The following is a 23,585-nucleotide window of genomic DNA, read 5'->3' on the forward strand; positions in this document are numbered from 1 at the left end:
AAGGTTGGCGGAAGACGACACCCTCCGCTTCCTCCCCGTCCCCGCAAAGCCCTCTGCGGAACGGTGCGGTGATCGCGCCTTGGCCCGTCACGCGGGCCGCAACGGTATTTGTACCGACCGCGTTCCCGGCGCCGGAAGCCGTATGCTAGATTCACGCCACAGAACAGACCTCCCCCCAAGAGCAACCACGACACAACAGCGGATCGCCCATGAAAAGAAGCCTGGTGTTAGTGGCAGGGCTGCTGCTAGGACAAGCGGCCGCCGCCGACCCGAAAGAGCTGGTCATCCTGCTGGACGACAGCACCGAGATGCCGCAGGCCGAGATCAGCGGCACGCGGGTATGGCGCGGCATCCACCACGACCTGGGACGGGCGCTCGCCAAGGAGCTGGGAAAACGGCCGCGCTTCCTGGTGCTGCCCCGCCAGCGCATACCGGCAGCACTCGAAAGCGGCCAGGCCGACCTGATCTGCATGTACCTGCCGACCTGGCTGCCCGGTCCGTTCGACTGGACCCAGCCCTTCCTGCCCAACGCCGACGTCGTCATCACCTCGCGCCACGCGATACGGCCAAGGCGTATCGCGGCGCTGGCAGGGCAACCCATCGGCACCATCCTGGGCTTTCGCTACCCCGAGCTGGAAGCCCGGCTGGGCCCGCGCTTTGTCCGGGATGACGCCCCCAACGCCAGCAGCAACCTGCACAAGCTGCAGGCGGGCCGCACCCGCCACGCCGTGGTGAACCGGCTCTATCTGAGCTATCAGGAAAAGCTCGGCCTGGACGCGGCGACGCTGTACCCGCCGCTGGTGCTGCGGCGCTACCAGGCCGGCTGCGCCCTGTCGCGGCAGGGTTCGGTCAGCCTGCCGCAAGTCGATGCCGCCATCGATGCCTTGCGCCGCAACGACACGGTCAGCCGGATCTACCGCAAGTATCGCTGACCCCAAGGCCGGCCTCGCCCCGGCCATGCCGCGCCGGCAAAACGGCGGTGGGTGCTGCAGACGGCGGGTTCTCGCGCTATCGTCAGCGCCAGATACGCCGCCCCCCGGCCCGCAGGCGCCAATCAACCAAGAGAACACCATGAAGCGACCTTTCCTGCCCCAAGAGCACCCGATGCTGCGCCAGCATGCCGCCGCCGTGACCGAGTTCGACACGCAGCAACTGCATGATCTGGTGCAGGACATGTTCGACACCCAGTACGCCGGCAACGGTGTCGGGCTGGCGGCGCCACAGATCGGCGTGCCGTTACGGGTGATCGTGTTCGCCTACGGCGGCGGCGAGCGTGACCCGGGCGCGCCGGCGATTCCCCCCACGGTCCTGATCAACCCGGAAATCCACCCCGACGCCGAACGCGTCGAGGAAGACTGGGAGGGCTGCTTCAGCGTGCCGGGCCAGCGTGGCCGGGTGCCGCGCTGGCAGGCCATTCGCTACCGAGCGCAGGATATCCAGGGCCGCCTGGTCGAAGGCCGCGCCGAGGGCTTTCACGCCCGCATCATCCAGCACGAAGTCGACCATCTGAACGGCACGCTCTTCATCGACCACCTGCCACCCGGCGCCGGCGACACGTCTCCCGCCGCGCCACCAACCGAATAAGAGCCGCTCCCCGCATCCCCTGGCTGGATTGTGCCGCTTCGCCATACAGCACACTTTTCGGCAGCGCGCCCGGCCAGGACTGCGGCCCGGGGTTGTGGCAGCGACGCCAACCGTCCTCTTCCCCACGACAAAAAGCCTCACGGCCAGCCTTGAGATCACCGAGGCTGGCCGTGAGGCTTTTAGGCTGAAAGAAACGAGCGCGTCAGGCCGCTGCCGCCCGCCGCAGATACTCCGGCACCTGCTTGGCCGCCACCTTCTGCAAACCGCACAGCAGTTGGTGCGACACCCGGTCCAGGCCGTGCTGGAGCCGCAGCACCCGGGTCAGGTGCGCCATCAGGTTGGCGGCCATTTCGGCGTCGGCCAGCGCCCGGTGCGCCTGCCCGGTCGCCGGCAGGCCGGCCCAGCGCGTCAAGGTGCCGAGCTTATGGTTTGGCGCCGCCGGCAGCAGGCGCCGCGCCAGCAGCAAGGTACAGGCGAAATCCTGCCGTCGCGTGCGACCAAACTGGCCCAGCTCGTAATCCCAGAACTTGCGGTCGAAGGCAGCGTTGTGAGCCACCAGCGGTGTGTCGCCGACGAATTCGGCCGCCTCGCGCATCACGGCGTCGGCCGGCGGCGCGGCCTTCAGCATGGCGTTGCTGATGCCGGTGAGGCGCTCGATGTCGGGCGGCACCCGCACCCCCGCGTTCATCAGGCTCTGAAAGCGGCCCGCCACCCGGCCGTTTTCCAGCAGCACCACGGCGATCTCGGTGGCACGGCAGCCGATACCGGGGCTGAGCCCGGTGGTTTCGAAGTCGATCACGGCGACGCGCTCCAGGCCGCCCTTGTCCTGCCGTTCAGTCATTCAACGCCGCCTTGGCCGCCTCTTCCGGCGTCAGCCCGTCGTAGAACTGGTCGGTGTACCACTCGGCCTGCTCTTCGATGTGCTCCTGCGCCTCGCGCGGGGTGGCTCCGGCGGCCACCAGCAGGGCCTCGACTTCGGCGCACCACTCCAGCAGCGCCTGGGTTTCCGCGTCGAGATCCTTGTCTTTTTTTGCCATGGCGATTCGCGTCCTAAAAGAAATGTCGAAAAACGATGCGGCATTGTACGCGATCCGGCGCGAGCGGAGCCGCCGAGATGCCCCGCCCCCGCCGACCCGACCGGCCAGGCGATAACCGTGCGGTGGCCGCATCGCCCGGGCTTCGGCCAACCTTGGGCGGTGCAACGCCTCCCCTCGGGAGCCGACCCGCAAAACGCGTTTCATCCTGGCGCAGCGCTGCGTTTCTTGAACTATGTTTACTGCAGGTTCCGATACGGGCCGCAACAGGCCGTTGCCCCCTCCCTCAACCCCGGCAGTCACAAGAAGCACAAGGAGCATGGAGATGAACCAGGAAGTGTACTGGCTGCTGGAACTCGCCATCCAGCCCGGCCAGCGCGAGGCCTTCGACCACCTGATGACCGAGATGGTCGAGGCGACCGGCGCCAACGAGCCCGATGCGCTGAACTACGAATGGAACGTCAGCAGCGACGGCACGACCTGCCACATCTACGAACGCTACCGTGACTCGGCGGCGGCGCTGACCCACTTGGACAACTTCGGCACACACTTCGCCGAACGCTTCTTGGCGCTGCTGACGCCGACCCGCCTCAGCCTCTACGGCCACCCCAGTGCCGAACTCCAGGCGGCGCTGGCGGATATCAAGCCCAGCTACCTGAGCCCGGTCGGTGGCTTCCGCCGCTAGGCCGCCTCGTACCAAAGTTGGCCGAAGCCCATGTCGCTTCGGCCAACCTTTTGCGGCAAACTCCGCCTAAAATGGGGACACTCTTCATTCCGAGGAACCCCCATGTCGACCAGCTTTGCCGCCACCGGCGCCCCCTCCCTTTCGCGCCAGCGCGTCGTCCTGCTCACGCTGCTGGCCATGACGGCGTTTGCCGGCAACTCCCTGCTCTGCCGCCAGGCGCTCAAGCACACCAGCATCGACCCGGCCACCTTCACCACCCTGCGCATCGCCTCCGGGGCCCTGGTGCTGTGGTTGATCGTGCGTCTGCGCACGGCGACCGGCAGCGGCAACGGGCGCTGGCGCTCGGCGCTGGCGCTGTTCTTCTACGCCGCCGCGTTCTCGTTCGCCTACGTCAGCCTGTCGGCGGCGACGGGTGCTCTGCTGCTGTTCGGCGCGGTACAGGCCACGATGATAGGGATCGGACTGGCGCGCGGCGAACGCCTGAGCACCCGCCAACTGGCCGGCTTGCTGCTCGCGCTGGCGGGGCTGGCCGGCCTGCTGCTGCCGGGCCTGTCGGCGCCGCCGCTGGTGGGAGCCGTGCTGATGCTGCTGGCCGGCGTGGCCTGGGGCGCCTACTCGCTGCTCGGCAAAGGCGCGGGCGATCCGACCCGCGTCACCGCCGGCAACTTCCTGCGTGCCGTGCCGCTGGCGATCTCGCTGAGCCTGCTGCTGATGCCGGCAGCCTCATGGGACACCGCCGGCGCCATCTACGCACTGCTCTCCGGCGCGCTGGCCTCGGGGGTCGGCTACGCCGTGTGGTACACCGCCTTGCGCGGGCTGACCGCCACCGGCGCGGCCACGGTGCAGCTCACCGTGCCGGTGATCGCGGCGGCGGGGGGCGTGGTGCTGCTGGGCGAACCGGTCACGCTGCGCCTGGTGCTGGCCTCGATCGCCATCCTGGGCGGGGTATGGCTGGTGATCGCCGGCAAGCGCCAAGCCGGACGCTGAAACACCATGGACGACCACGGGCTCGACACGCTGTTGGCGGAGATTCGCGCCTGCCGCCACTGTGAAGCGCAGCTGCCGCTGGGGCCGCGCCCGGTGCTGCAGGCGGCAGCGACGGCACGCATCCTGCTGGTGGGCCAAGCCCCCGGCGTACGCGTGCACCAGACCGGCCTGCCCTTCAACGATCCCTCGGGCGACCGCCTGCGGCGCTGGCTCGACCTGGACCGCGACACCTTCTACGACCCGACCCGGCTCGCCATCGTGCCGATGGGCTTCTGCTACCCCGGCAAGCAAGGCAGCGGCGATGCCCCGCCGCGGCCGGAATGCGCCGCGCTATGGCGCCAGCGCCTGCTGGCACAGCTGCCCGACATCCGCCTGACGCTGCTGATCGGCCAATACGCCCAGGCCTGGCACCTGGGAAAGCGGCGCAAGAAGACCCTGACCGACACCGTCAAGGCCTGGCGCGAGTACCAGCCGGATTTCTTCGTGCTGCCCCACCCCAGCCCGCGCAACGTGCGCTGGTTCGTCAGCAACCCCTGGTTCGACGACGAGGTAGTGCCGGCGCTGCGCGCGGCGGTGCACGCGGCGCTGGCGGACTGAAGCACGGCTCACCCTCTCAGGCCGACAGCAGCGACCCGGTCTTAAAGGCGTGGGGCGTCGCCACCTTGGCGAGCACCATCCCAGTGGTGGCGAAATGGCGGCTCTCCAGCACGTACACCATGCCGCCATGCGCCGAGCTCAGCACGCTGACCCGGTCATTCAGCGGGTCGATCACCTCCACCACCGGCTGGCCCGGCTCCACCCGGGTTCCCGGGGCGACCAGGAAGGTCACGACCCCGGAGTGCGGAGCGCAAAGATTCTCCGATCCGGCCAGCGGTGTCGCCGGATAATCGAGCGGCGGCAGCTCGGCCGCCGGGCGGTCGGTAATCACGCCGCGGTAGCGCAGAAACTCCAGGATCGCCGCCGCATCACGCTCCGCCAGCTCATGCCGGACGTCGCCCTGGCCACGCAGTTCCACCGTCACGACCAGCGCCGCCAACTCGATCGGCACGTCCAGACCGTCCTGCCGCGCCTTCTCCTGCAGCTCCCACCAGAGGCGGCTGCAGGCTTCATCGAACGGATCACCGCCGGACTCGGTCGCCAGCAATTGCGCCTGCGAGCCGAGGTAGCGTGACAACGGTTCGCACTGCGGCCACAGCGGCGTGCCGGTATAGACGTGCAGCGCGGCGCGGAAATCGCAATGCAGGTCGAGCACGATGTCGGCGTCGGCCGACAGCGACATCAGGCGCTGGCGGAGGCTCTGCAGTTCGGTACTTACCGGCCAGACCGCCAGCTCGGCGCGGATGGCGGCACGAATCAGCCGGGTATTGGCGGCGGCGTCGCCGGACAAGTGCGGCTTCACGCGCCGGTAGACCCCCTCGAGCAGGGCCGGATAATTACGGTTGAAATTCTCGCCGCTGGCCATCTCGAAACGGCCCAACTGCAGCCCGAGCAGGGTCTGGTCGTGGCCGATCGGATTCGCTTGCGGCACCAGCACCACCTCGCCGTGCAGGTGGCCGGCGTCTTCCAGCGCCTGCAGGGCCGCCTTGAGATGCCACGCTACCAACATGCCGGGGAGTTCGTCGGCGTGCAGCGCAGCCTGGATATAGACCTTCTGCCCCTGTCCGGCGCTGCCGAAATGCAAGCTGCACAACTGCCGGCTGGAGCCGAGACCGGGGGAGAGCAAAGAATGTTCGATACGTTTCATGATCAGGGATGGGGCAGGCCTGGTTAACGGCAATACCGGAACCATACCCGAACTTGCCGCTGCCGTTGAAGATGAGAGCGCCGCGACAGGCCGGCGGGAACGCCCGACACCACAGCAAGACTGGCTTCCCGCCACGAAGACATGCCCACACACCGGATGTCAGGAGCGCCACCAGCCCTCGCTCGCCACCGGCGCGCCTGCTGCCCGATTCCACCCTAACCTTGATGCTGGGCCCGCAGCCATTCCTCCAGGTACTGGATGAAGGCATGGACCTTGCGCGAGTGGCGGCGGTTGGGCAAATAGGCGGCGTACACATACGCGTCGCCCTGCTGCGGCGTCACGCGCCACGCGTCGCACAAGCGCAGCACGCGCCCCGCGCGGATATCCTGCTGCACGACCCACTCCGGCAGCAACGCGATGCCGTGGCCGCCAAGCACGGCTTCGTGCAGCATGTCCAGGCTGTTGGTGATGAACGGACCGTCGACCTCGACCTCTTCGCTCCGGGCGTCCGACCGGAATGTCCAGCGCTGACGCCCCGGCCGGTATGCAAAACGAAGGCAGGCATGTGACGCCAGCTCGATCGGCGCACGCGGGGTGCCGTGCCGTTCCAGATAGTCAGGGCCCGCCACCAGAAAGCGCCGATTCTCCGCCAGCTTCTTCACGATCAGATGCTCGTCCCGATTCGGCAGCCCGATCCTGACGGCAAGGTCGAGACGCTCCACCGCCAGATCCTGATACGCATCCGACACCACCAGGTCCAGCTTCACGCGCGGATAGGTGGCCATGAAGCCGGAAAGAGCGCCCCCCAGGCAGAGGCGGCTATAGGTCACGGGAACGGCTACCCGCAACGAGCCCATCGGTTCTTCCCTGCCGTCGGCAATGCTGCTGTCGGCCTCCTCCAGATCGGCAAGGAGCCGGGTTACCTGCTCGAGGTAGCTGGCCCCGGCATCCGTCAACAGCACCTGGCGGGTAGTGCGCGTGAGCAGGACGGTCCCCAGCGACTGTTCCAGCGCGTCCATCAGCCGCGTCACCGACGACGTCGCCACACCGAGCCGCCGAGCCGCCTTGGAAAACCCTCCCGTTTCGGCCACTTCCACCAGCGTTCTCAATGCCAGCAATTTATCCATGCCGATCCTTTGCGAAAAATGCAATGCCAGGTTGCAATTTATAGGCATTCAACGCGCGAATGACAACAACTAAGCTTGCGGCATGATCATCTTGTCCAAGGAGCTGTCCATGGAATTCATCGAGCACGACATCCCTGCTTCACCCGCCACCCTCCCGCCTGGGACTCCTTATCGTTACGCGCCCGCCGTCAGGGAGAACCTGCTATGAAAACACTGCAGCAAACCGTGCCGACGGGTACGCCGATGGCCATGACCCGCACCATGATCGCCTTGTTCGCCTTCTGCTGCGGCGCCATCGTTGCCAACATCTACTATGCCCAGCCGATCATCGGCTTGATTGCGCCAGACATCCACCTGTCCGGCCAAACCGCCAGCCTGATCGTGTCGCTGACGCAGATCGGCTATGCCCTCGGCTTGTTCTTCCTGGTGCCGTTGGGTGATCTGCTCGAAAACCGGCGCCTGCTGATCGGCACCGCCATGCTCTCGATCGTCAGCCTGGCCGCCACCGCGCTGGCGCGACAGCCAAGCCTGTTTCTGCTGGTCTCGCTGCTGCTTGGATTCAGCTCGGTGTCCGTTCAGCTGTTGATTCCGCTGGCGGCCCACCTGTCGCCAGAGGCTTCGCGGGGACGCGTGGTCGGCGGCATCATGGGAGGGCTGCTGCTCGGCATCCTGCTGGCACGCCCGCTCGCCAGCTTCATGGCCGACCACTTCGGCTGGCGCGCCGTGTTTGGCACGGCCTCGATCCTGATGGCCGCCATCACCCTGCTGCTGGCCGCCACCATGCCCAGTCGCCAACCGGACCATAAAGCGAGCTACGGCCAGCTGCTGCGCTCGTTGGCAACGCTGATGGCCAGCACGCCCGTCCTGCGTCAGCGCTCGTTCTACCAGGCGTGCATGTTCGCGACGTTCAGCCTGTTCTGGACCGCCGTTCCGCTCGAACTGACCCAGCACCACGGGCTGAACCAATCGCACATCGCCATTTTCGCCCTGGTTGGCGCCATCGGCGCCATCGCCGCCCCCATCAGCGGCCGCTTGGCAGATGCCGGACATACGCGTCCCGCCACCCTGGCGGCACTCGCGGTCGGAGCCTTGAGCTTTCTGCCCGTGCTGCTTGTTCCTTCGCTGGGGGTCGTGGGCCTGGTGGTGACGGGGGTCGTGCTGGACTTCTGCGTGCAAACGAACATGGTGCTGGGGCAACGCGAGATCTACGCACTCAACCCGGCCATCCGCAATCGACTCAACGCGCTCTACATGACCAGCGTTTTCGTCGGAGGAGCCACCGGCTCAGCCATCGCCAGCATCCTGTATCAGCATGGCGGCTGGGCATGGGTCAGCCTGGCTGGCAGCGCCTTCCCCGCCCTGGCCCTGCTGCCCTACATGCGGCAAAAAGGGAGGGCATGAGGAACGCCGGCACGACCGTGGGGGCGGAGGGATTATCGGGCAGTATCGGGCGGGAACCGGCCGTACGAGGTCATGGGCTGCCGCTGCGGGCCAGCACGGTGGTCACCCATCGGGGAACCGGGGCGTCTCGCGCCAAAGCAGATGCGCCGGCCCTGCCGGCAACGCTGCACGCGCGAGCCGCCCGGACAGGCGGCAGCGGCTCACCTAGACCGACATCACTGCGGCCTCCTGGTGCAACAGCCGGCGGAAATCCGACGCGGGCATGGGTTTGCCGAACAGATAGCCCTGCATCTCCACCGCGCCCAGGCTGCCGAGATAGTCCACCTGGACCTCGGTTTCCACCCCTTCGGCCACCAGGTTCAGGTTGAGCCCGGTGGCGATGGCAACGATGGCGCGCACGATGGTCGAATCCTCCTTGCCGGCTTCGATTTCGCGCACGAACGACTGATCGATCTTGAGCGTCGTCACCGGCAGATGGCGCAGGTAGCTCAGCGACGAATACTGCGTGCCGAAATCGTCGATGGCCACGCGGATGCCCTCTTCGGCCAACCCCGCCAGTTTCAGCGACATGGCTTGCTGATCAGCGATGAAAGCGTTCTCGGTGATCTCGATCTCGAAGCTCTGGCGACGGATACCGTAGCGGTCTACCGTCACGATCAGATAGTCGTAGAAATCGTCGTCGACCAAGAGCTCGGGCGGCACGTTGACCGACATGCGCGACAGCTCAAGGCCGGCCAGTGTCCATTCACGCAGCGTCTGGCAGGCACGCTCGATCACCCAGTAGGTGAGCGGCTTCATCAACCCGATCTCTTCGATCACCCCCAGGAAGGCCCCCGGCGGAACCAGCCCGCGGGTCGGGTGCGGCCAGCGGATCAAGGCTTCACAGCCGATGATCCGGCGGCTGTCAAATTCGACTTGCGGCTGGTAGTACAGCTCGAACTGCTCCAGCTCCAGGGCGCGCCGGACCTCGTTTTCCATCCTCAGGCGCTGGCTGGCGGCGGCGTCCATCATTGGCAGGAAGAAGCCGAAACCATTCTTGCCCTGGGCCTTGACCTGGTACATGGCGATATCGGCATGACGCAGCAGGGTTTCGATGTCGTCGCCGTCGTCCGGAAACACCGCGATGCCGATGCTGACAGTGAGAAAAACATCGTCGCCGTCGATGCTGAACGGCGCGGCAACCTCCTTGACCAGCTTGCCCGCGAGGAGTGCGGCATCCTCCTTGCCGCTCAAGTCCGGCAGCAGGATGGTGAATTCGTCGCCGCCCAGCCGGGCCAGCGTGTCGCACTCGCGCAAGACGCATTGCAGACGCTGCCCCACTTGCTTGAGCAGCTCATCGCCCTTGATATGGCCGAAGGTATCGTTGGCGAGCTTGAAACGGTCCAGATCGACGAACAGGACCGCCACCTGGCGCCCCTTGCGCTTGGCCTGCATGATCGCCAGCCCGAGCCGGTCGCGGAACAGGGCGCGGTTGGGCAGGCCGGTGAGCAAATCGTGGTAGGCCAGGTAGGCCATGCGGTGTTCTGCGTGTTTTTTGTCGGTCACATCGCGCGCCACGCCATACAGGCGGCTCGACAGCTGCGGCAAGTCGAGCGCCACCGGCACCAGGCTGGCTTCGAAGTGCCGCTCGGCAATCTCGCCCCCCTGCTGACGATGCGAAACTCGATGGCGCGCTGCCCCGTCCGATGCTCGAGCACATAGCGGACCCGTTCGGCATCCACCGGCAAGACCAGGTCGAGCAGCGATTGGCCAAGCAGTTCCTGCGGCGAATAGCCGATCAAGCCGTGGCTACGTTCATTGGCAAACGTAAAGCAGAAACGCTCGTCCAGCGTGAAGATGAGGTCGGGCGACGCCTCCACCAGGGACCGATGCATGCGCTCCGAGGTGTGCAGCTGCTGCGCCATAGCCAGGTTGGCACGCGCCAGGCTGCGGCGCTGCAGAGCCAGCTCGACCCGGTGCATGAGCTCCTCCACGGCATAGGGCTTGCAGACATAATCGCTTGCTCCGCTGCGCAACGCGCAAACGGCGGAATCGAAAGCCGTGTCGCCGCTCACCACCAGCACCTCGGTATCGATGCCGGCACGCCGGATCATCTCCAGCAGGTCGAGCCCGTTCATGTCGCCCAGGTGCAGATCGAGCAGCATCAAATCCACGCCGCCGGCCATGAGCTGTTCCAGGGCCGACTGGCCGTCGTGGCAGGCGCGCACGTCGTAATTCCGCCCCTGCAACAGCAGGCACAGGCTTTCCCGCATGCGGGGTTCATCGTCCACGACCAATAATTTTGCGTTTGTACCGAAGTGATTCTCTGCCACTTTGCCCCCTTGCCTACCCATACCGCCATTGGCGCAGATCGAAAACGGGCCTGCACTCTCGTCACTGCCGGTCGAACGGCAGCAATACCTGGAAACGCGTTCCCTGCTGATCCGAACGGCAGTTGATCAAGCCGTTCAGATCGCGCACCAGCTGCCCCACGATGGCTAGCCCAAGCCCTTGATGAGAGCCGGGTTTCTGGCTCGCCACCGGTTGGTAGAGCTGAGCGAGCACCTCTTTGGGAATGCCGGGGCCGTTGTCCTCGACCCGGATTTCGACATGGGACGGCCCTGCCTCGCCCAAGCCCCAGGCGGCCGTCGAGAGCGTCACGTGCCCGCCTTGCGGCATCGCCTCCAAGGCATTCTTGATCAAATTCACCAGCAGTTGCTTGAGCCGATCACGGTCGGACACGATGTCCGGGAGCGCCTCGGCCAAATCGAGACGAATATCGACCAAGCCGGCAAACGGAATGGACCCTCGGAACAAGGTCGCCAGATCCTCCACGATACGGTTGAGCTTGACCGGCCCCCGCGCCGACTCCCCCTCGGCCTGCTGTTCGCGTGCGGCGCGCAGCATGTGAGCCACCCGGTCGATTTCCTCGCGTACGATGGCCAGCTCGGGTTGGCGCGCGCCCTTGCCGGCGCTGGCTGCCTCGAGGATGGAGACGTAATTCCGGATGATCGCCAGCGGGTTGTTGAGTTCATGCACCAGTCGATTGAGCCGGCTGTCCGCGCCAGCCTCCCCGCCGCCCAGCGCCGCGGCATTGCCGGAGCGAAGCTGCATGGCAATGCGATCTGCGCTCAAGCGCCCAAAAACCGCGAGACAGGGTAGCTTGGCCGCCAGCGCTGCAGCCCGATCCGCGCTGTCGATCACGGCCACCAGCATGCCAACCCGGGCCGACGCCGTACGCAGCGGCAGCAGCAGCATGCCTTCTCCGCCCAGGCTGCGCAGCACCTGGTCGTCGAGCAAGGGCAATTGCCCTTGGCGCATGACCAGCTGCGGCACGCCATCCAGTGCCCGCGCCAGCAAAGACGTGCTGCTGCCGCGGACGAACTCCAGTTGCGCCAGCTTGGCCGAATGGTGAGCCAACGGCTTGGCGCGGAACCGCTCGCTTTCCCCCTCGACCGCTTCGAAACAAAGCGTCGCATCCAGATCGAACAGAATCTTGAGCGCTTGCACCGCCATCTGCATGGCCGAGGCGTTACCGCCGGCTTGGCCCAGGGCCTGATTGACCAGCAGCATGTCCTGAAGGCGCGCGGCCAGCAGGGCATCGGCTTGAGAAGCCTGCTCGCCCTCCTTGGGGCCGGCAAGGCGTATGCCCAGCTGTTCGGCGATGCTCAGCAGGTCACGCTCGACGGCTGCGAGCATGGCGGGCAGATCATCGAGCCGCGCGCCGCATAGCGCCACGACGGAAGCATCGGGCTGAGGTTGTTCCGGATTGTTGAAAGCGGCCAGGTAATCCGCGAGGAGAACGATGCGAACCAGCGGCGGCGCCGACACCATGCGCTCGAACGGCTCGTGGTGATACAGCACGCTGTCGCCAAGAAACGAATCCAGCTGCCATTTTTCCACCATCCAGGCGCCCACTTCGACGTGGGTGAGCCCAAACGCGGCATGCTCCGTCGCACACAGCGATTCGCCGTCCCGGTAGTCGCGGAAGATGCTCTGGTAATCCTCCGGGACCGTTGCCAGCAAAGCCAGGCGGCCAATGTCATGCACCAAGCCCCCCAGATAGGCTTCTTCCAGGCTGGGGTAATGCATCCGTCGTGCCAGTTCGCGGGCGATCAACGCCGTGCGCAGGGAGTGGCCCCAGAATTCGCCCAGATCGACTTCTTGCCAATCTACCAGGCGGTTGAAAACCTGCATGACCGACCCATTGATCACGAGCGTCTTGATGGTATTCATGCCAAGCAGGGAAAGGCATTGATCGAGCGTGGCCGGGCGAGCGCGGCCCTGGAATGCGGCCGAGGTGGATAGCGCAAATATCTGCGCGACCATGCCGGCGTCACGACCGATCAACGCCGACAGATCGGACAAGTTCAGATCATCGCGCTGGCACAAATCCAACAGTTGCACCAGGATGGGCGACATTGTGGGCAAGCGCGCAAGCATGAGCTTGCCGCCAATGTCACGCTGCGCCGAGCCGGCTGCGCTTGGGTCCCCCCCTTGGTGGCGAGCAGTCTATCCATCGTCGTCACGACCTCCCTTTGCAGCAGCCCAACCACCAGCCGCTTACAGACTCAGATACACACTTGGGCTCGAACTGCATCCGGCATTTTCATTTATCATAATCGGCGCAACCATAAACCGGGAGCAGGAGAACAGCATATCCGATTTTTATATTTATACACATCGCAAATTAAATTGCCTATTTCCTGATTCAACCTCTCCCAGTATTCGTGTTTCTCATCGCCACCGCCCCAAAAACCCATTTGCATAAATAATGGTTTTTGAAAAATCCGATTATCTATTTTCCTGATTTTTAACCTGTATATTTTTATGAAAAATTCATTTATTTATAACCATCAGGGTGATCGTGATGGCGTTGCCGGCGGATGAAAACCGAACGGCCTTGAATCCTCAGGGCCATAGCCTATTGAATGTCTTGGGCGCTGTTTTCGCCATGGCTGATATAGGCAGGCTGGTTGCCGACAGGGAGTGGAGAGAGGAAAGAAAAATGGCCATGGATCGCTCCATGGCCATGCGTACTGCGCTAACTCATCGCGAGAAACCGGTTCGAATTATCCCCGCTGTTTTTGCTCCAACCGCCCCGGCAAACCGTGGCGAGTCATCCAGACTGGGTTAGCGTTTTTAGGACATCGTCACAGCTTGAACTTCGACACCAGGCTGCGCAGCTCGTCACCACGCTGCGCCAGCGTCTGGATGGTCTTCAGCGCATCCTGCAGCGAGGCGTCGGTCTGCTGCGCCATGGCGTTGACGCGCTCGGCGCTGCGCGCCATCTCGTTGGTGGCCACCCCCTGTTCCGAGGTGGACGAGGTGATCTCGCTCATGCGCACCGAGATGTCCTCGGCGTGCCCCTTGATGCGCTCGACCTTGCCGGCGGCCTCGCGCGACAGCGCCACGCCAGTGGCGACGCGGGCGTTGGTGGTGTCGGCGTGGGCGATGGCCTGGCCGGTCTGCTCCATGACGCGGTCGATCATCTGGGCGATCTGCACCGTGGCCACCGCGGTACGCTCGGCCAGCTTGCGCACTTCGTCGGCCACCACGGCGAAGCCGCGGCCCTGCTCGCCGGCACGCGCGGCCTCGATCGCCGCGTTGAGCGCCAGCAGATTGGTCTGGTCGGCGATGTCGCGGATCACCGCCACGATGCCCTTGATCTCTTCCGACTGGCCGGACAAGCCGTTCATCACCTGCTGCAGCGACTCCACCGAGTGCACGATGGATTCCACCTCGTGCGCCACTTCGGCCATGCTCTTATGCGATTCGATCGAGTTCTGGCGCGATTCGGACACCAGCGTCTCGGTCTCGCCGACGTGGTCGGCGATGTGGTTGATGCTGACGGTGATCTCTTCGATGGTGGCGGCCGTGGCCGACAGTTCACCCGACTGCACGCGCGAATCGTCCGCGATCTGCTCGGCCACGCGGTTGAGCTGGGCGGCGTCGTCGGCCAGCGCCTGCGATTCGTGGCGCACGGTCAGGAACATCTCGCGCAGCTTGGCCATGAACTGGTTGAATGCTTCGGCGATCTGGCCCACTTCGTCCTGCGACTTCACAGGCAGGCGCAGCGTCAGGTCGCCGTGACCGCTGGCGACGTCGCGCATGGCGTCGCGCATCAGCGACAGGCCGGACATCATGCGCGCCACGCCGCCGTACACCACCACCGAAGCGATCACCACGCCGACCGCCAGCAGGCCGACCATCAGCAGCAGCAAGTGGTCGAGCTGGCTGGTGGCGGCCGCCAGCGGCACCATCACGCCCAGCAGCCAGCCGGTCTTGCCGACCGGGTAGAGCGTGCTCAGGTAGGTCTTGCCACCCAGGCTGATCTCTTGAATCTGACCATCCTTGCTGACGGCCGCCGGATCGTAGCCCGGCATCACGTCGGTAATCTTCTTCAGGCCGGAATCCGGCGCCGGGTGGGCGATGGTGAGGCCATCCTGGGTCATCAGGAAGGCGTAGCCGTCACCGGGCAGCTTGGCCGAAACGATTTCATCGACCACGCGCTGCAACGTGACGTCGCCGCCCGCCACCGCCACCACGTTGCCGCCGTCGCGGCGCGCCTTGGCGAAGGTGATGATCGGGCGCTTGGTGGCGGCATCGATGTAGGGCGGCGAGGCGATCGCCTCTTCGGAGGCGGCAGCGGCCTTGTACCACGGGCGGCCGGTCGGGTCGTAGCCCGGCGGCACCGGCACGGCCTTGCTGAACTGGGTCATGGTCTTGTCCGGCTGCCCCAGGTACATGTCGTCGAAACCGCCGGCGTCATGCGCCCGGTCGAGTACCGGCTTCAGTTCCCCCTGGCCAAAGTGCGGCAGTACCGCGGCAACGACAGCCTGGCGTGACTGCACCCATTCGGTGACAAAGCTGGCCTTGCCGCTGGCGGCTTGATGAATCTCGTTGCGGATCGACTCCAGCAAGCTGCTGCGCATCTGCCAGTAGGCCGCGCCGGTGAGCAGTGCCGACAGCAGCACGACCACGGCGATGACGAAGACCATCATGCGAGTACGTAAGGATTTCATAGTGTGTGTCTCGTTACGGCTATTGTTCTTCACGACAGCAGGGCGGTGTCATCCCGCCTCGCACGCTGCCGCGTTCCCCTGATTGCTGCTTGTTGCCCGCTTTGCTTCGCTTTGGCGCAGTCGAGCGGACACAGTATACAAAAACTGCTTACAAAATCACGCGACAGTTAATACAAATTTCATATAAACCCCGCAGGTGCGGATTACCAGTGCTTTTTCGCGACAGCGCCCGGCCCTCTCACCCTGCCGCCCCCTGCTGGCTGAGTGTGCATCCGCTGTCAGTGCCGGCCGGCGCGGCCCGCCATGCCATTTACGTTTTTTTTATATCCCGTCCCCGCATTACGACACGCCGTTTATGCCCCCTTCCCTAAGCTTCAACCGTCCCTACCCATTCCGTCATGGAGACCACCATGGACTTGATCTACCTGGCCCTGATCGCGGCATGCAGCGCGCTGGCGCTGCTTCTGGTCAGCGCCTGTCGCCGCCTGGAGGCCAAGAAATGAACACCCTGTACGCCCTGGCAGGGCTGATTGCCGTGCTGTTGCTGGCCTACCTGCTGTACGCCCTGCTCAATGCGGAGGAACTGGAATGAACGCCTCTCCCCTCTGGCAGCTCGGCCTCTACCTGATCGTGCTGCTGACCCTGGCCTGGCCGCTCGGGCGCTACCTGGCCGTCGTGCTGGACGGCCGCCTGAGCGCCCGCTGTGCCTGGCTCGGCCGCTTCGAGCGCGGCTTGTGCCGGCTGATCGGCAGCGACCCGGACGAGGACATGCCGTGGTGGCGCTACGCCACGGCCATCCTGCTGTTCAACATCGCCGGGGTGCTCGCGGTGTACGCCGTGCAGCGCCGGCAAGGTGGCCTGCCCTTCAACCCGGCTGGCATGACGGCGGTGGAGGCCGGCTCGGCCTTCAACACCGCCGTCTCCTTCGTCACCAACACCAACTGGCAGGGTTACGGCGGCGAGACGACGATGAGCTACCTGACCCAGATGCTGGCGCTGACGGTGCAGAACTTCCTGTCGGCGGCGACGGCGCTGGCGGTGGTGGTGGCGCTGATCCGCGGCTTCGTGCGGCGTTCGGCGGCCGGTCTCGGCAACGCTTGGCTCGACCTCGGCCGCGCCACCGGCTACGTGCTATTGCCATTGTCGCTGCTGTTCGCGCTGTTCCTGGTGGGCCAGGGCGTGATCCAGAATTTCAGCGCCTACCAGGACGTCAAGCTGACCGAGCCGGTCACCTACCAGCAGCCGAAGACCGACGCGCACGGCCAGCCCGTGCTCGACGCCGCCGGCAAGCCGGCACTGGACACCCTGAAAACCGACAAGCAGACCCTGGCCATGGGCCCGGTGGCCTCGCAAGAAGCGATCAAGATGCTGGGCGTGAATGGCGGCGGCTTCTTCAACGCCAATTCGGCACATCCGTTCGAGAACCCGACACCACTGTCCAACTTCGCCCAGATGCTGTCGATCTTCCTGATCCCGGCGGCGCTGTGCTTCATGTTCGGCCGTCTGGTCGGCGACATGCGCCAGGGCGTGGCGCTGTTGGCGGCGATGACGCTGATCTTCATCGCCATGTTCGCCGTGGTGCAGTGGTCCGAGATGCACGCCAACCCGCTCCTGACCCAGCTCGGCGTGGATGGCGCGGCCGGCAACATGGAGGGCAAGGAAACCCGCTTCGGCATCGTCGCCTCGACGCTGTTCGCCACCATCACCACGGCCGCCAGCTGCGGCGCGGTGAACGCCATGCACGACAGCCTGCTGCCGCTGGGCGGAATGGTGCCGATGTGGCTGATGCAACTGGGCGAGGTGGTGTTCGGCGGGGTTGGCTCGGGACTCTACGGCATGCTGATCTTCGCCATGCTGGCCGTGTTCCTGGCCGGGCTGATGATCGGTCGCACCCCGGAGTACCTCGGCAAGAAGATCGAAGCCTTCGAGATGAAGATGGTGTCGATCGCCATCCTGATCACCCCACTCTTGGTGCTGGGCGGTACCGCCGTCGCGGTGCTGAGCAAGGATGGCTTGGCCGGTCTGGCCAACCCGGCGGCGCACGGCTTCAGCGAGGCGCTGTACGCCTTCAGCTCGGCCGCCAACAACAACGGTTCGGCCTTCGCCGGCCTGTCCGCCAACACCCCCTTCTACAACATCCTGCTGGGGCTGGCGATGTGGTTCGGCCGCTTCGTGCCGATCATCGCGGTGCTGGCCATCGCCGGCAAACTGGCTGCCAAGCCGCGCCTGGCGGTCTCGGCCGGCACCATGCCGACGCACGGCCCGCTGTTCGTGGTGCTGCTGGTGGGGGCCGTGATCATCGTCGGCGCGCTGACCTACATCCCAGCGCTGGCGCTGGGTCCGGTGGTGGAGCAGCTGCAGTTGTTCGGCCATTGAGAAGCCGTCCTCAACGTTACTACGCGGCCGTGATCTCGGGTTGGGAGGTGCTCGGAATCCTCATGGACTACGTGTCCATTCCGGTTCCTGCGCTCCAGCCGCCCCTCGCTGACGACCGCTCGTTACACGTTGAGAACAGCTTCCAGGAGAAACCAAATGAACGATATGACCAAACCCTCATCCCTCCCGCAACACACGCCGACGCAACGCCACGCCCGTGCACTGGCGCTGTTCGACCCGACGCTGGTCAAGCCGGCTATCGCCGAGTCGTTCCGCAAGCTGTCGCCACGCGCCCAGCTGCGCAATCCGGTGATGTTCGTGGTGTGGGTGGGCAGCGTGCTGACCACCGTGCTCGGCGCGCAGGCGCTCGCCGGCCAGGGCGAGGCACCGGCCGGCTTCATCCTCGGCATCGCGGCCTGGCTGTGGTTCACCGTGCTGTTCGCCAACTTCGCCGAAGCGTTGGCCGAAGGCCGTGGCAAGGCCCAGGCCGCGGCGCTGCGCGGCTCGCGCAGAAACGTGGTGGCGAAGCAGCTGGCGGAGGCGCGCCACGACGCCAAGGTCACGGTGATCGATTCGGCCAGCCTGCGCCGCGGCGATATCGTGCTGATCGAGGCCGGCGACACCGTGCCGGCCGACGCCGAGGTGCTCGACGGGGTGGCGTCGGTGGACGAGTCGGCCATCACAGGCGAATCGGCCCCGGTGATCCGCGAATCCGGCGGCGATTTCTCGGCCATCACCGGCGGCACGCGCGTGCTGTCCGACTGGCTGGTGGCGCGCGTCACCGCCAACCCCGGCGAGGCCTTCCTCGACCGCATGATCGCCATGGTCGAAGGGGCGCGTCGCAAGAAAACGCCGAACGAGATCGCGCTGACCATCCTCTTGGTGGCGCTGACACTGATCTTCCTGCTGGCCTGCGCCACGCTGCTGCCGTTCTCGCTCTACAGCGTGAAGGCCGCAGGTGGCGGCAGCCCGGTCGGCATCACCGTGCTGGTGGCGCTGTTGGTGTGTCTGATCCCGACCACCATCGGCGGCCTGCTGTCCGCCATCGGCGTGGCGGGCATGAGCCGCATGATGCAGGCCAACGTGATCGCCACTTCGGGCCGCGCCGTGGAGGCGGCCGGCGACGTCGACGTGCTGCTGTTGGACAAGACCGGCACCATCACGCTCGGCAACCGCCAGGCCAGCGCCTTCCTGCCGGCGCCGGGGGTGACAGAACAGGAGCTGGCCGACGTGGCGCAGCTCGCCTCGCTCTCGGACGAGACCCCGGAAGGCCGCTCCATCGTGGTGCTGGCCAAGGAGCGCTTCGGCCTGCGCGGACGCGAACTGCACGACGCGCACTTCATCCCGTTCAGCGCGCAGACCCGCATGTCCGGCGTGGACATTCCGGCGGCAGGTGCCGTGCGCGAGATCCGCAAGGGCGCGGCCGAGGCGGTGAAGGCGCACGTGGAAGCACTGGGCGGGCAGTGGGCGCTGGCGGTGAACGACGCCGCCAGCGAGGTCGCCCGGCGCGGCGGCACGCCGCTGGTGGTGGCCGAAGGCAAACGCGTGATGGGGGTGGTGGAGCTCAAGGACATCGTCAAGGGCGGCATCAAGGAGCGCTTTGCCGAGCTGCGCGCCATGGGCATCAAGACCGTGATGATCACCGGCGACAACCGCCTCACCGCCGCTGCCATCGCCGCCGAGGCCGGGGTGGACGACTTCCTCGCCGAGGCGCGCCCGGAAGACAAGCTCAAGCTGATCCGCGACACCCAGGCCGAGGGCAAGCTGGTGGCGATGACCGGCGACGGCACCAACGACGCGCCGGCGCTGGCGCAGGCCGACGTGGCGGTGGCGATGAATTCGGGCACCCAGGCGGCCAAGGAGGCCGGCAACATGGTCGACCTCGATTCCAACCCGACCAAGCTGATCGAGATCGTCGAGACCGGCAAGCAAATGCTGATGACGCGCGGCGCGCTGACCACCTTCAGCGTGGCCAACGACGTGGCCAAGTACTTCGCCATCATCCCGGCCGCCTTCGCCGCCACCTATCCGCAGCTCAAGGTGCTGGACGTGATGCGGCTCAACAGCCCGGATTCGGCCATCCTGTCGGCGGTGATTTTCAACGCGCTGATCATCATCGTGCTGATCCCGCTGGCGCTGAAGGGAGTGAAATACCGCGCGCTCGGCGCCGGCGCGCTGCTGCGGCGCAACCTGCTGGTCTACGGACTGGGCGGGCTGATCGTGCCCTTCGTCGGCATCAAGCTGATCGACGTGGCGCTGGGCGTGCTCGGCCTCGGCATAAGCGAGCCGGCCCAGGAGGGCGACGTGCACTTCGCTTCGGCCATGCCCAAGACGGAGACAGCGCCCTCCTCCCACTAAACTAATCTGGAGAAACCCCCACCATGAAAACCCTGATCCGCCCGGCTCTCACGCTGTTCCTGCTGTTGAGCGTGCTGACCGGCCTCGTCTACCCGGCCGCCGTCACCGGCCTGGCCCGGCTGTTCTTTCCCGAACAGGCCGCCGGCAGCCTGATCCACCGCGGCGGCGAGGTAGTCGGCAGCGCACTGATCGGCCAATCGTTCAGCGGCCCGCGCTACTTCTGGAGCCGGCCGTCGGCCACGGCACCGATGCCTTACAACGCCGGCGCTTCGGGCGGTTCCAATTTGGGCCCGACCAACCCGGCGCTGCTCGACGCGGTGAAGGCACGCGTCGCCACACTGCATGCGGCCCACCCCGAAGAGACCGGCCCGGTGCCGGTGGAACTCGCCACCGCCTCGGCCAGCGGGCTCGATCCGGACATCTCGCCGGCGGCGGCCTACTATCAGGTGGAACGCGTGGCCCGCGCCCGTGGCCTGAGCGCCGCCGCACTGCGCACGCTGGTGGCCCAGCATACCGAGAGCCCACAATGGGGGATGTTCGGCCAAGCCCGCGTCAACGTGCTGAAACTCAACCTGGCCCTGGACCAGCAACGTCCATGATGAAACCGACCCCATGAACGACGACCGTCCCGATCCCGACCGCCTGCTCGACGAGCTGCGCCGCGACGAGGAGGCCGCCCGGCACGGCCGGCTGAAGATCTTCTTCGGCGCCTGCGCCGGCGTCGGCAAGACCTACGCCATGCTGAGCGCGGCGCGGCAAAGGTTGGCCGAAGGCGAGGCGGTGCTGGCCGGCATCGTCGAGACCCACGGCCGCGCCGAAACCGCGCGCCTGCTCGACGGCCTGCCGCTGCTGCCGTCGCGCGCCATCGACTACCGCGGCCGCACCCTGGCCGAGTTCGACCTCGACGCCGCGCTGGCCCTCCACCCGCCGCTGTTGCTGGTGGACGAGCTGGCGCATTCCAACGTGCCCGGCAGCCGCCACGCCAAGCGCTGGCAGGACGTCGAGGAGTTACTGGCGGCCGGCATCGACGTCTACAGCACGCTCAACGTGCAGCACCTGGAGAGCCTCAACGACGTGGTCGGCAGCATCACCGGCATCCGCGTGCGCGAAACCGTGCCCGACCGGGTATTCGACGCCGCCGACGAGGTGACGCTGGTCGACCTGCCGCCGGACGAACTCCTGGTGCGGCTGCACGAGGGCAAGGTCTACATGCCGGAAGCCGCCGCCAACGCGCGGCAGAACTTTTTCCGCAAGGGCAACCTGATCGCCCTCCGGGAAATGGCGCTGCGGCGCACCGCCGACCGTGTCGACGCCCAGATGCGCGCCTACCGCGCCGATCAGGAGATCGAACGGGTTTGGCAGGTGAAGGAGCGGCTCCTGGCCTGCGTCGGCGCCGACGACCAGGCCGAGAAGGTGGTGCGCGCCACGGCCCGCCTGGCCGCCGCGCTCAAGGCCGACTGGATCGCCCTGCACGTGGAAACCCCGGCCTTGCAGCGCCGGCCGGACGCGGCGCGCCAGGCCACCCTGGCGGTGCTGAGGTTGGCCGAAGAACTGGGCGCGGAAACCGTCGCGCTGGCCGGTTCCGACCTGGCCGCGACGGTCACGGCCTACGCCCAGAGCCGCAACACCGGCAAGCTGGTCATCGGCCAGCCGCGTCCCAACCGCTGGCAACGGCTGACCGGCAGCACGCTGCTGGAACGGCTGGGCCGGCACGCCCGCGACCTCGACATCCACCCGGTCAGCGCCGAGCCCGCCCCGGCCACCGCGACTCCGGCCAAGCCCGCCCCGCGCGGCCCCATCGACTGGCGCGCTTACGGCTGGGCCGCCTTCCTGTCGGCGCTGACCACCCTGCCTGCCGCGCTGTTGCTGAAAGTGTTCGACCCGGCCAACGTGGTGATGGTCTACCTGCTCGCCGTGGTGCTGATTTCGATCCGCTTCGGCCGCGGCCCGGGCGCGCTGGCCGCCTGCCTGGCGGTGCTGGGCTTCGATTTCTTCTTCGTGCCGCCGCGCTTCTCGTTCACGGTGGCGGACACCCAGTACCTGTTCACCTTCAGCTTGATGCTGGCGGTGGCGCTGATCATCGGCCAACTGGCGGCGCGGCTGCGCTTCGAGGCGGTGGCGGCGCAACGGCGCGAGCGAGGCACCGCCCAGCTCGCCCGCCTCGCCCGCGAGCTCTCCGCCGCGCTAACCACGGCGCAGATCGTCGAAATCGCCGAGCTCGGTTTCCGCGACATGTTCCGCGTCGACAGCGTGATCCTGCTGCCGGACCAGCACGAGCGGATACGGCCGGCCGGCGCGCCGGCCGAAGCGGTGCTGGCGGTGGACGCCGCAGTGGCGCAATGGGTGTACGACCACCGGGTCCCGGCCGGGCGCGGCACCGCCACGCTGCCGGCCAGCCCGGCGCGCTACCTGCCGCTCAAGGCACCGATGCGCACGCGCGGCGTGCTGGCCTTCGTCGCTGACGAAGCAGAGCCCGCCCCGGAAGAGCGCCGCCTGATGGACACCTGCGTGGCGCAGATCGCGCTGGCGCTGGAACGGGTGCACTACGTCGAAGTGGCGCAGGACGCGCTGCTGGCGATGGAATCCGACCGGCTGCGCAATACCTTGCTCACCACGCTGTCGCACGACCTGCGCACGCCGCTGACCTCGCTGATCGGCGTCGCCGACACCCTGCAGCGCGACGACCTGGCCGACAGTGCGCGGCACGAGCTGCTGCAATCACTGCAGGACGAGGCGCGCCGCATGGGCAGCCTGGTCGGCAACCTGCTCGACATGGCGCGGCTGCAGGCCGAGGGCGTGACGCTGAAGAAGGACTGGCAATCGATCGAGGAAGTGGCCGGCAGCGCCTTGCGCCACATGAGCATTCCGCTGGCGCGCCACGCCATCGTCACCGACCTGCCTCCCGAGCTGCCCTTGTGCGAGTTCGACGCGCTGCTGATCGAGCGCGTGCTGGTCAACCTGCTCGACAACGCCGCCAAATACACCCCACCAGGCAGCGAGGTGCGGCTCTCCGCGCGTGTCGACGGCCGGTGGCTCGCGGTCAGCGTCAGCGACAACGGTCCCGGCCTGCCGCCCGGAGACCCCACCCGGCTGTTCGACAAGTTCACGCGCGGCCACGGCGAATCGGCCATCCCCGGCGTCGGGCTGGGCCTGGCGTTATGCCGTACCATACTGGACGCCCACGGCGGCCAGATTCGCGCCGAAAACCGCCCGGAAGGCGGAGCCCGCTTCACCTTCCGCCTGCCGCTGGGCGACCCCCCGCCCCCACCCGACGCACTGGAATGA

General features: G+C 66.5%; 20 protein-coding genes and 1 other RNA gene. 12 read left to right on the forward strand and 9 right to left on the reverse strand.

The window, feature by feature from the left end; all coding sequences use genetic code 11:
- The first annotated feature begins 209 nt into the window (after nt 1-209).
- Nucleotides 210-932 (forward strand): substrate-binding periplasmic protein, encoded by a 723-nt coding sequence (locus ABKF58_RS18045; protein ID WP_482582496.1) that lies wholly within the window; start codon nt 210-212, stop codon nt 930-932.
- A 139-nt stretch (nt 933-1,071) separates the two neighbouring features.
- Nucleotides 1,072-1,584, forward strand: coding sequence for a peptide deformylase (gene def / locus ABKF58_RS18050; RefSeq protein WP_482582498.1), 513 nt, complete (start codon nt 1,072-1,074; stop codon nt 1,582-1,584).
- A gap of 202 nt (nt 1,585-1,786) precedes the next feature.
- Here the strand turns inward: def and ABKF58_RS18055 are convergent, their stop codons facing one another.
- Both ABKF58_RS18055 and ABKF58_RS18060 read right to left on the reverse strand, forming a co-directional pair.
- Nucleotides 1,787-2,425: a 3'-5' exonuclease gene (locus ABKF58_RS18055; protein ID WP_482582500.1), complete on the reverse strand. Its 639-nt coding sequence runs from the start codon at nt 2,423-2,425 to the stop codon at nt 1,787-1,789.
- The gene (locus ABKF58_RS18060; RefSeq protein WP_008953833.1) at nt 2,418-2,621 is read right to left on the reverse strand and encodes a hypothetical protein; all 204 of its coding nucleotides are present in this window, start codon (nt 2,619-2,621) and stop codon (nt 2,418-2,420) included. The genes ABKF58_RS18055 and ABKF58_RS18060 overlap by 8 nt, the downstream gene beginning before the upstream one ends.
- Nucleotides 2,622-2,943: 322 nt before the next feature.
- Here ABKF58_RS18060 and ABKF58_RS18065 point away from each other — a divergent pair, with 322 nt between their 5' ends.
- The 3 genes from ABKF58_RS18065 to ABKF58_RS18075 all read left to right on the forward strand — a co-directional run bounded on the left by ABKF58_RS18065 (nt 2,944) and on the right by ABKF58_RS18075 (nt 4,887).
- Nucleotides 2,944-3,303 carry a putative quinol monooxygenase gene (locus tag ABKF58_RS18065; protein WP_008953832.1) on the forward strand — a complete coding sequence of 120 codons (360 nt, stop codon included), beginning with the start codon at nt 2,944-2,946 and terminating at the stop codon, nt 3,301-3,303.
- Between the two features lie 102 nt (nt 3,304-3,405).
- Nucleotides 3,406-4,290 carry a DMT family transporter gene (locus tag ABKF58_RS18070; protein ID WP_482582502.1) on the forward strand — a complete coding sequence of 295 codons (885 nt, stop codon included), beginning with the start codon at nt 3,406-3,408 and terminating at the stop codon, nt 4,288-4,290.
- A gap of 6 nt (nt 4,291-4,296) precedes the next feature.
- Nucleotides 4,297-4,887, forward strand: coding sequence for a uracil-DNA glycosylase family protein (locus ABKF58_RS18075; RefSeq protein ID WP_482582504.1), 591 nt, complete (start codon nt 4,297-4,299; stop codon nt 4,885-4,887).
- A 16-nt stretch (nt 4,888-4,903) separates the two neighbouring features.
- On the opposite strand, the gene ABKF58_RS18080 is transcribed toward ABKF58_RS18075, so the two are convergent.
- The 3 genes from ABKF58_RS18080 to ABKF58_RS18090 form a co-directional block, all read right to left on the reverse strand.
- Nucleotides 4,904-6,034 (reverse strand): succinylglutamate desuccinylase/aspartoacylase family protein, encoded by a 1,131-nt coding sequence (locus ABKF58_RS18080; RefSeq protein WP_482582506.1) that lies wholly within the window; start codon nt 6,032-6,034, stop codon nt 4,904-4,906.
- Nucleotides 6,035-6,249: 215 nt separating this feature from the next.
- The gene (locus ABKF58_RS18085) at nt 6,250-7,161 is read right to left on the reverse strand and encodes a LysR family transcriptional regulator (protein WP_482582508.1); all 912 of its coding nucleotides are present in this window, start codon (nt 7,159-7,161) and stop codon (nt 6,250-6,252) included.
- Nucleotides 7,154-7,288: a hypothetical protein gene (locus ABKF58_RS18090; protein WP_482582509.1), complete on the reverse strand. Its 135-nt coding sequence runs from the start codon at nt 7,286-7,288 to the stop codon at nt 7,154-7,156. Before ABKF58_RS18090 ends, ABKF58_RS18085 begins: the two co-directional genes overlap by 8 nt.
- Before the next feature lie 77 nt (nt 7,289-7,365).
- Between ABKF58_RS18090 and ABKF58_RS18095 the strand changes: the two genes are divergently transcribed.
- The gene (locus tag ABKF58_RS18095; RefSeq protein WP_482582510.1) at nt 7,366-8,562 is read left to right on the forward strand and encodes an MFS transporter; all 1,197 of its coding nucleotides are present in this window, start codon (nt 7,366-7,368) and stop codon (nt 8,560-8,562) included.
- Between the two features lie 204 nt (nt 8,563-8,766).
- Here the strand turns inward: ABKF58_RS18095 and ABKF58_RS18100 are convergent, their stop codons facing one another.
- The 4 genes from ABKF58_RS18100 to ABKF58_RS18115 form a co-directional block, all read right to left on the reverse strand.
- Nucleotides 8,767-10,149, reverse strand: coding sequence for a putative bifunctional diguanylate cyclase/phosphodiesterase (locus ABKF58_RS18100; RefSeq protein WP_482582511.1), 1,383 nt, complete (start codon nt 10,147-10,149; stop codon nt 8,767-8,769).
- Nucleotides 10,104-10,814 carry a PAS domain-containing protein gene (locus tag ABKF58_RS18105; RefSeq protein WP_482582512.1) on the reverse strand — a complete coding sequence of 237 codons (711 nt, stop codon included), beginning with the start codon at nt 10,812-10,814 and terminating at the stop codon, nt 10,104-10,106. Before ABKF58_RS18105 ends, ABKF58_RS18100 begins: the two co-directional genes overlap by 46 nt.
- Before the next feature lie 121 nt (nt 10,815-10,935).
- Complete coding sequence (locus ABKF58_RS18110; RefSeq protein ID WP_482582513.1) at nt 10,936-12,984, reverse strand: HDOD domain-containing protein; 2,049 nt, start codon at nt 12,982-12,984, stop codon at nt 10,936-10,938.
- 710 nt (nt 12,985-13,694) lie between these two features.
- Nucleotides 13,695-15,566 (reverse strand): methyl-accepting chemotaxis protein, encoded by a 1,872-nt coding sequence (locus ABKF58_RS18115; protein ID WP_482582515.1) that lies wholly within the window; start codon nt 15,564-15,566, stop codon nt 13,695-13,697.
- A 499-nt stretch (nt 15,567-16,065) separates the two neighbouring features.
- On the opposite strand from ABKF58_RS18115, the gene kdpF reads away from it, so the two are divergent.
- The 6 genes from kdpF (at nt 16,066) to ABKF58_RS18145 (ending at nt 23,585) form a co-directional block, all read left to right on the forward strand.
- Nucleotides 16,066-16,158 (forward strand): K(+)-transporting ATPase subunit F, encoded by a 93-nt coding sequence (kdpF, locus tag ABKF58_RS18120; protein WP_008953820.1) that lies wholly within the window; start codon nt 16,066-16,068, stop codon nt 16,156-16,158.
- Nucleotides 16,155-17,942 carry a potassium-transporting ATPase subunit KdpA gene (kdpA, locus tag ABKF58_RS18125; RefSeq protein ID WP_482582517.1) on the forward strand — a complete coding sequence of 596 codons (1,788 nt, stop codon included), beginning with the start codon at nt 16,155-16,157 and terminating at the stop codon, nt 17,940-17,942. Before kdpF ends, kdpA begins: the two co-directional genes overlap by 4 nt.
- Nucleotides 17,943-18,004: 62 nt before the next feature.
- A non-coding RNA gene (locus tag ABKF58_RS18130) (sX9 sRNA) lies at nt 18,005-18,080 on the forward strand.
- A gap of 18 nt (nt 18,081-18,098) precedes the next feature.
- Complete coding sequence (kdpB, locus tag ABKF58_RS18135) at nt 18,099-20,300, forward strand: potassium-transporting ATPase subunit KdpB (protein WP_482582518.1); 2,202 nt, start codon at nt 18,099-18,101, stop codon at nt 20,298-20,300.
- Nucleotides 20,301-20,323: 23 nt separating this feature from the next.
- Complete coding sequence (gene kdpC, locus ABKF58_RS18140; protein WP_482582520.1) at nt 20,324-20,899, forward strand: potassium-transporting ATPase subunit KdpC; 576 nt, start codon at nt 20,324-20,326, stop codon at nt 20,897-20,899.
- Nucleotides 20,900-20,912: 13 nt separating this feature from the next.
- On the forward strand, nt 20,913-23,585 hold the full coding sequence (locus ABKF58_RS18145; RefSeq protein WP_482582522.1) for a DUF4118 domain-containing protein: 2,673 nt from the start codon (nt 20,913-20,915) through the stop codon (nt 23,583-23,585).

The sequence above is a fragment of the Pseudogulbenkiania sp. AW2-16 genome (assembly GCF_056824575.1).

Bases quoted from the DNA above. Each gene is read 5' to 3' on its own strand.
- ABKF58_RS18045 (WP_482582496.1), top strand. From the start codon at position 210: ATGAAAAGAAGCCTGGTGTTAGTGGCAGGGCTGCTGCTAGGACAAGCG.
- def (WP_482582498.1), top strand. From the start codon at position 1,072: ATGAAGCGACCTTTCCTGCCCCAAGAGCACCCGATGCTGCGCCAGCAT.
- ABKF58_RS18055 (WP_482582500.1), bottom strand. From the start codon at position 2,425: ATGACTGAACGGCAGGACAAGGGCGGCCTGGAGCGCGTCGCCGTGATC.
- ABKF58_RS18060 (WP_008953833.1), bottom strand. From the start codon at position 2,621: ATGGCAAAAAAAGACAAGGATCTCGACGCGGAAACCCAGGCGCTGCTG.
- ABKF58_RS18065 (WP_008953832.1), top strand. From the start codon at position 2,944: ATGAACCAGGAAGTGTACTGGCTGCTGGAACTCGCCATCCAGCCCGGC.
- ABKF58_RS18070 (WP_482582502.1), top strand. From the start codon at position 3,406: ATGTCGACCAGCTTTGCCGCCACCGGCGCCCCCTCCCTTTCGCGCCAG.
- ABKF58_RS18075 (WP_482582504.1), top strand. From the start codon at position 4,297: ATGGACGACCACGGGCTCGACACGCTGTTGGCGGAGATTCGCGCCTGC.
- ABKF58_RS18080 (WP_482582506.1), bottom strand. From the start codon at position 6,034: ATGAAACGTATCGAACATTCTTTGCTCTCCCCCGGTCTCGGCTCCAGC.
- ABKF58_RS18085 (WP_482582508.1), bottom strand. From the start codon at position 7,161: ATGGATAAATTGCTGGCATTGAGAACGCTGGTGGAAGTGGCCGAAACG.
- ABKF58_RS18095 (WP_482582510.1), top strand. From the start codon at position 7,366: ATGAAAACACTGCAGCAAACCGTGCCGACGGGTACGCCGATGGCCATG.
- ABKF58_RS18105 (WP_482582512.1), bottom strand. From the start codon at position 10,814: ATGCGGGAAAGCCTGTGCCTGCTGTTGCAGGGGCGGAATTACGACGTG.
- ABKF58_RS18110 (WP_482582513.1), bottom strand. From the start codon at position 12,984: ATGCTTGCGCGCTTGCCCACAATGTCGCCCATCCTGGTGCAACTGTTG.
- ABKF58_RS18115 (WP_482582515.1), bottom strand. From the start codon at position 15,566: ATGAAATCCTTACGTACTCGCATGATGGTCTTCGTCATCGCCGTGGTC.
- kdpF (WP_008953820.1), top strand. From the start codon at position 16,066: ATGAACACCCTGTACGCCCTGGCAGGGCTGATTGCCGTGCTGTTGCTG.
- kdpA (WP_482582517.1), top strand. From the start codon at position 16,155: ATGAACGCCTCTCCCCTCTGGCAGCTCGGCCTCTACCTGATCGTGCTG.
- kdpB (WP_482582518.1), top strand. From the start codon at position 18,099: ATGAACGATATGACCAAACCCTCATCCCTCCCGCAACACACGCCGACG.
- kdpC (WP_482582520.1), top strand. From the start codon at position 20,324: ATGAAAACCCTGATCCGCCCGGCTCTCACGCTGTTCCTGCTGTTGAGC.
- ABKF58_RS18145 (WP_482582522.1), top strand. From the start codon at position 20,913: ATGAACGACGACCGTCCCGATCCCGACCGCCTGCTCGACGAGCTGCGC.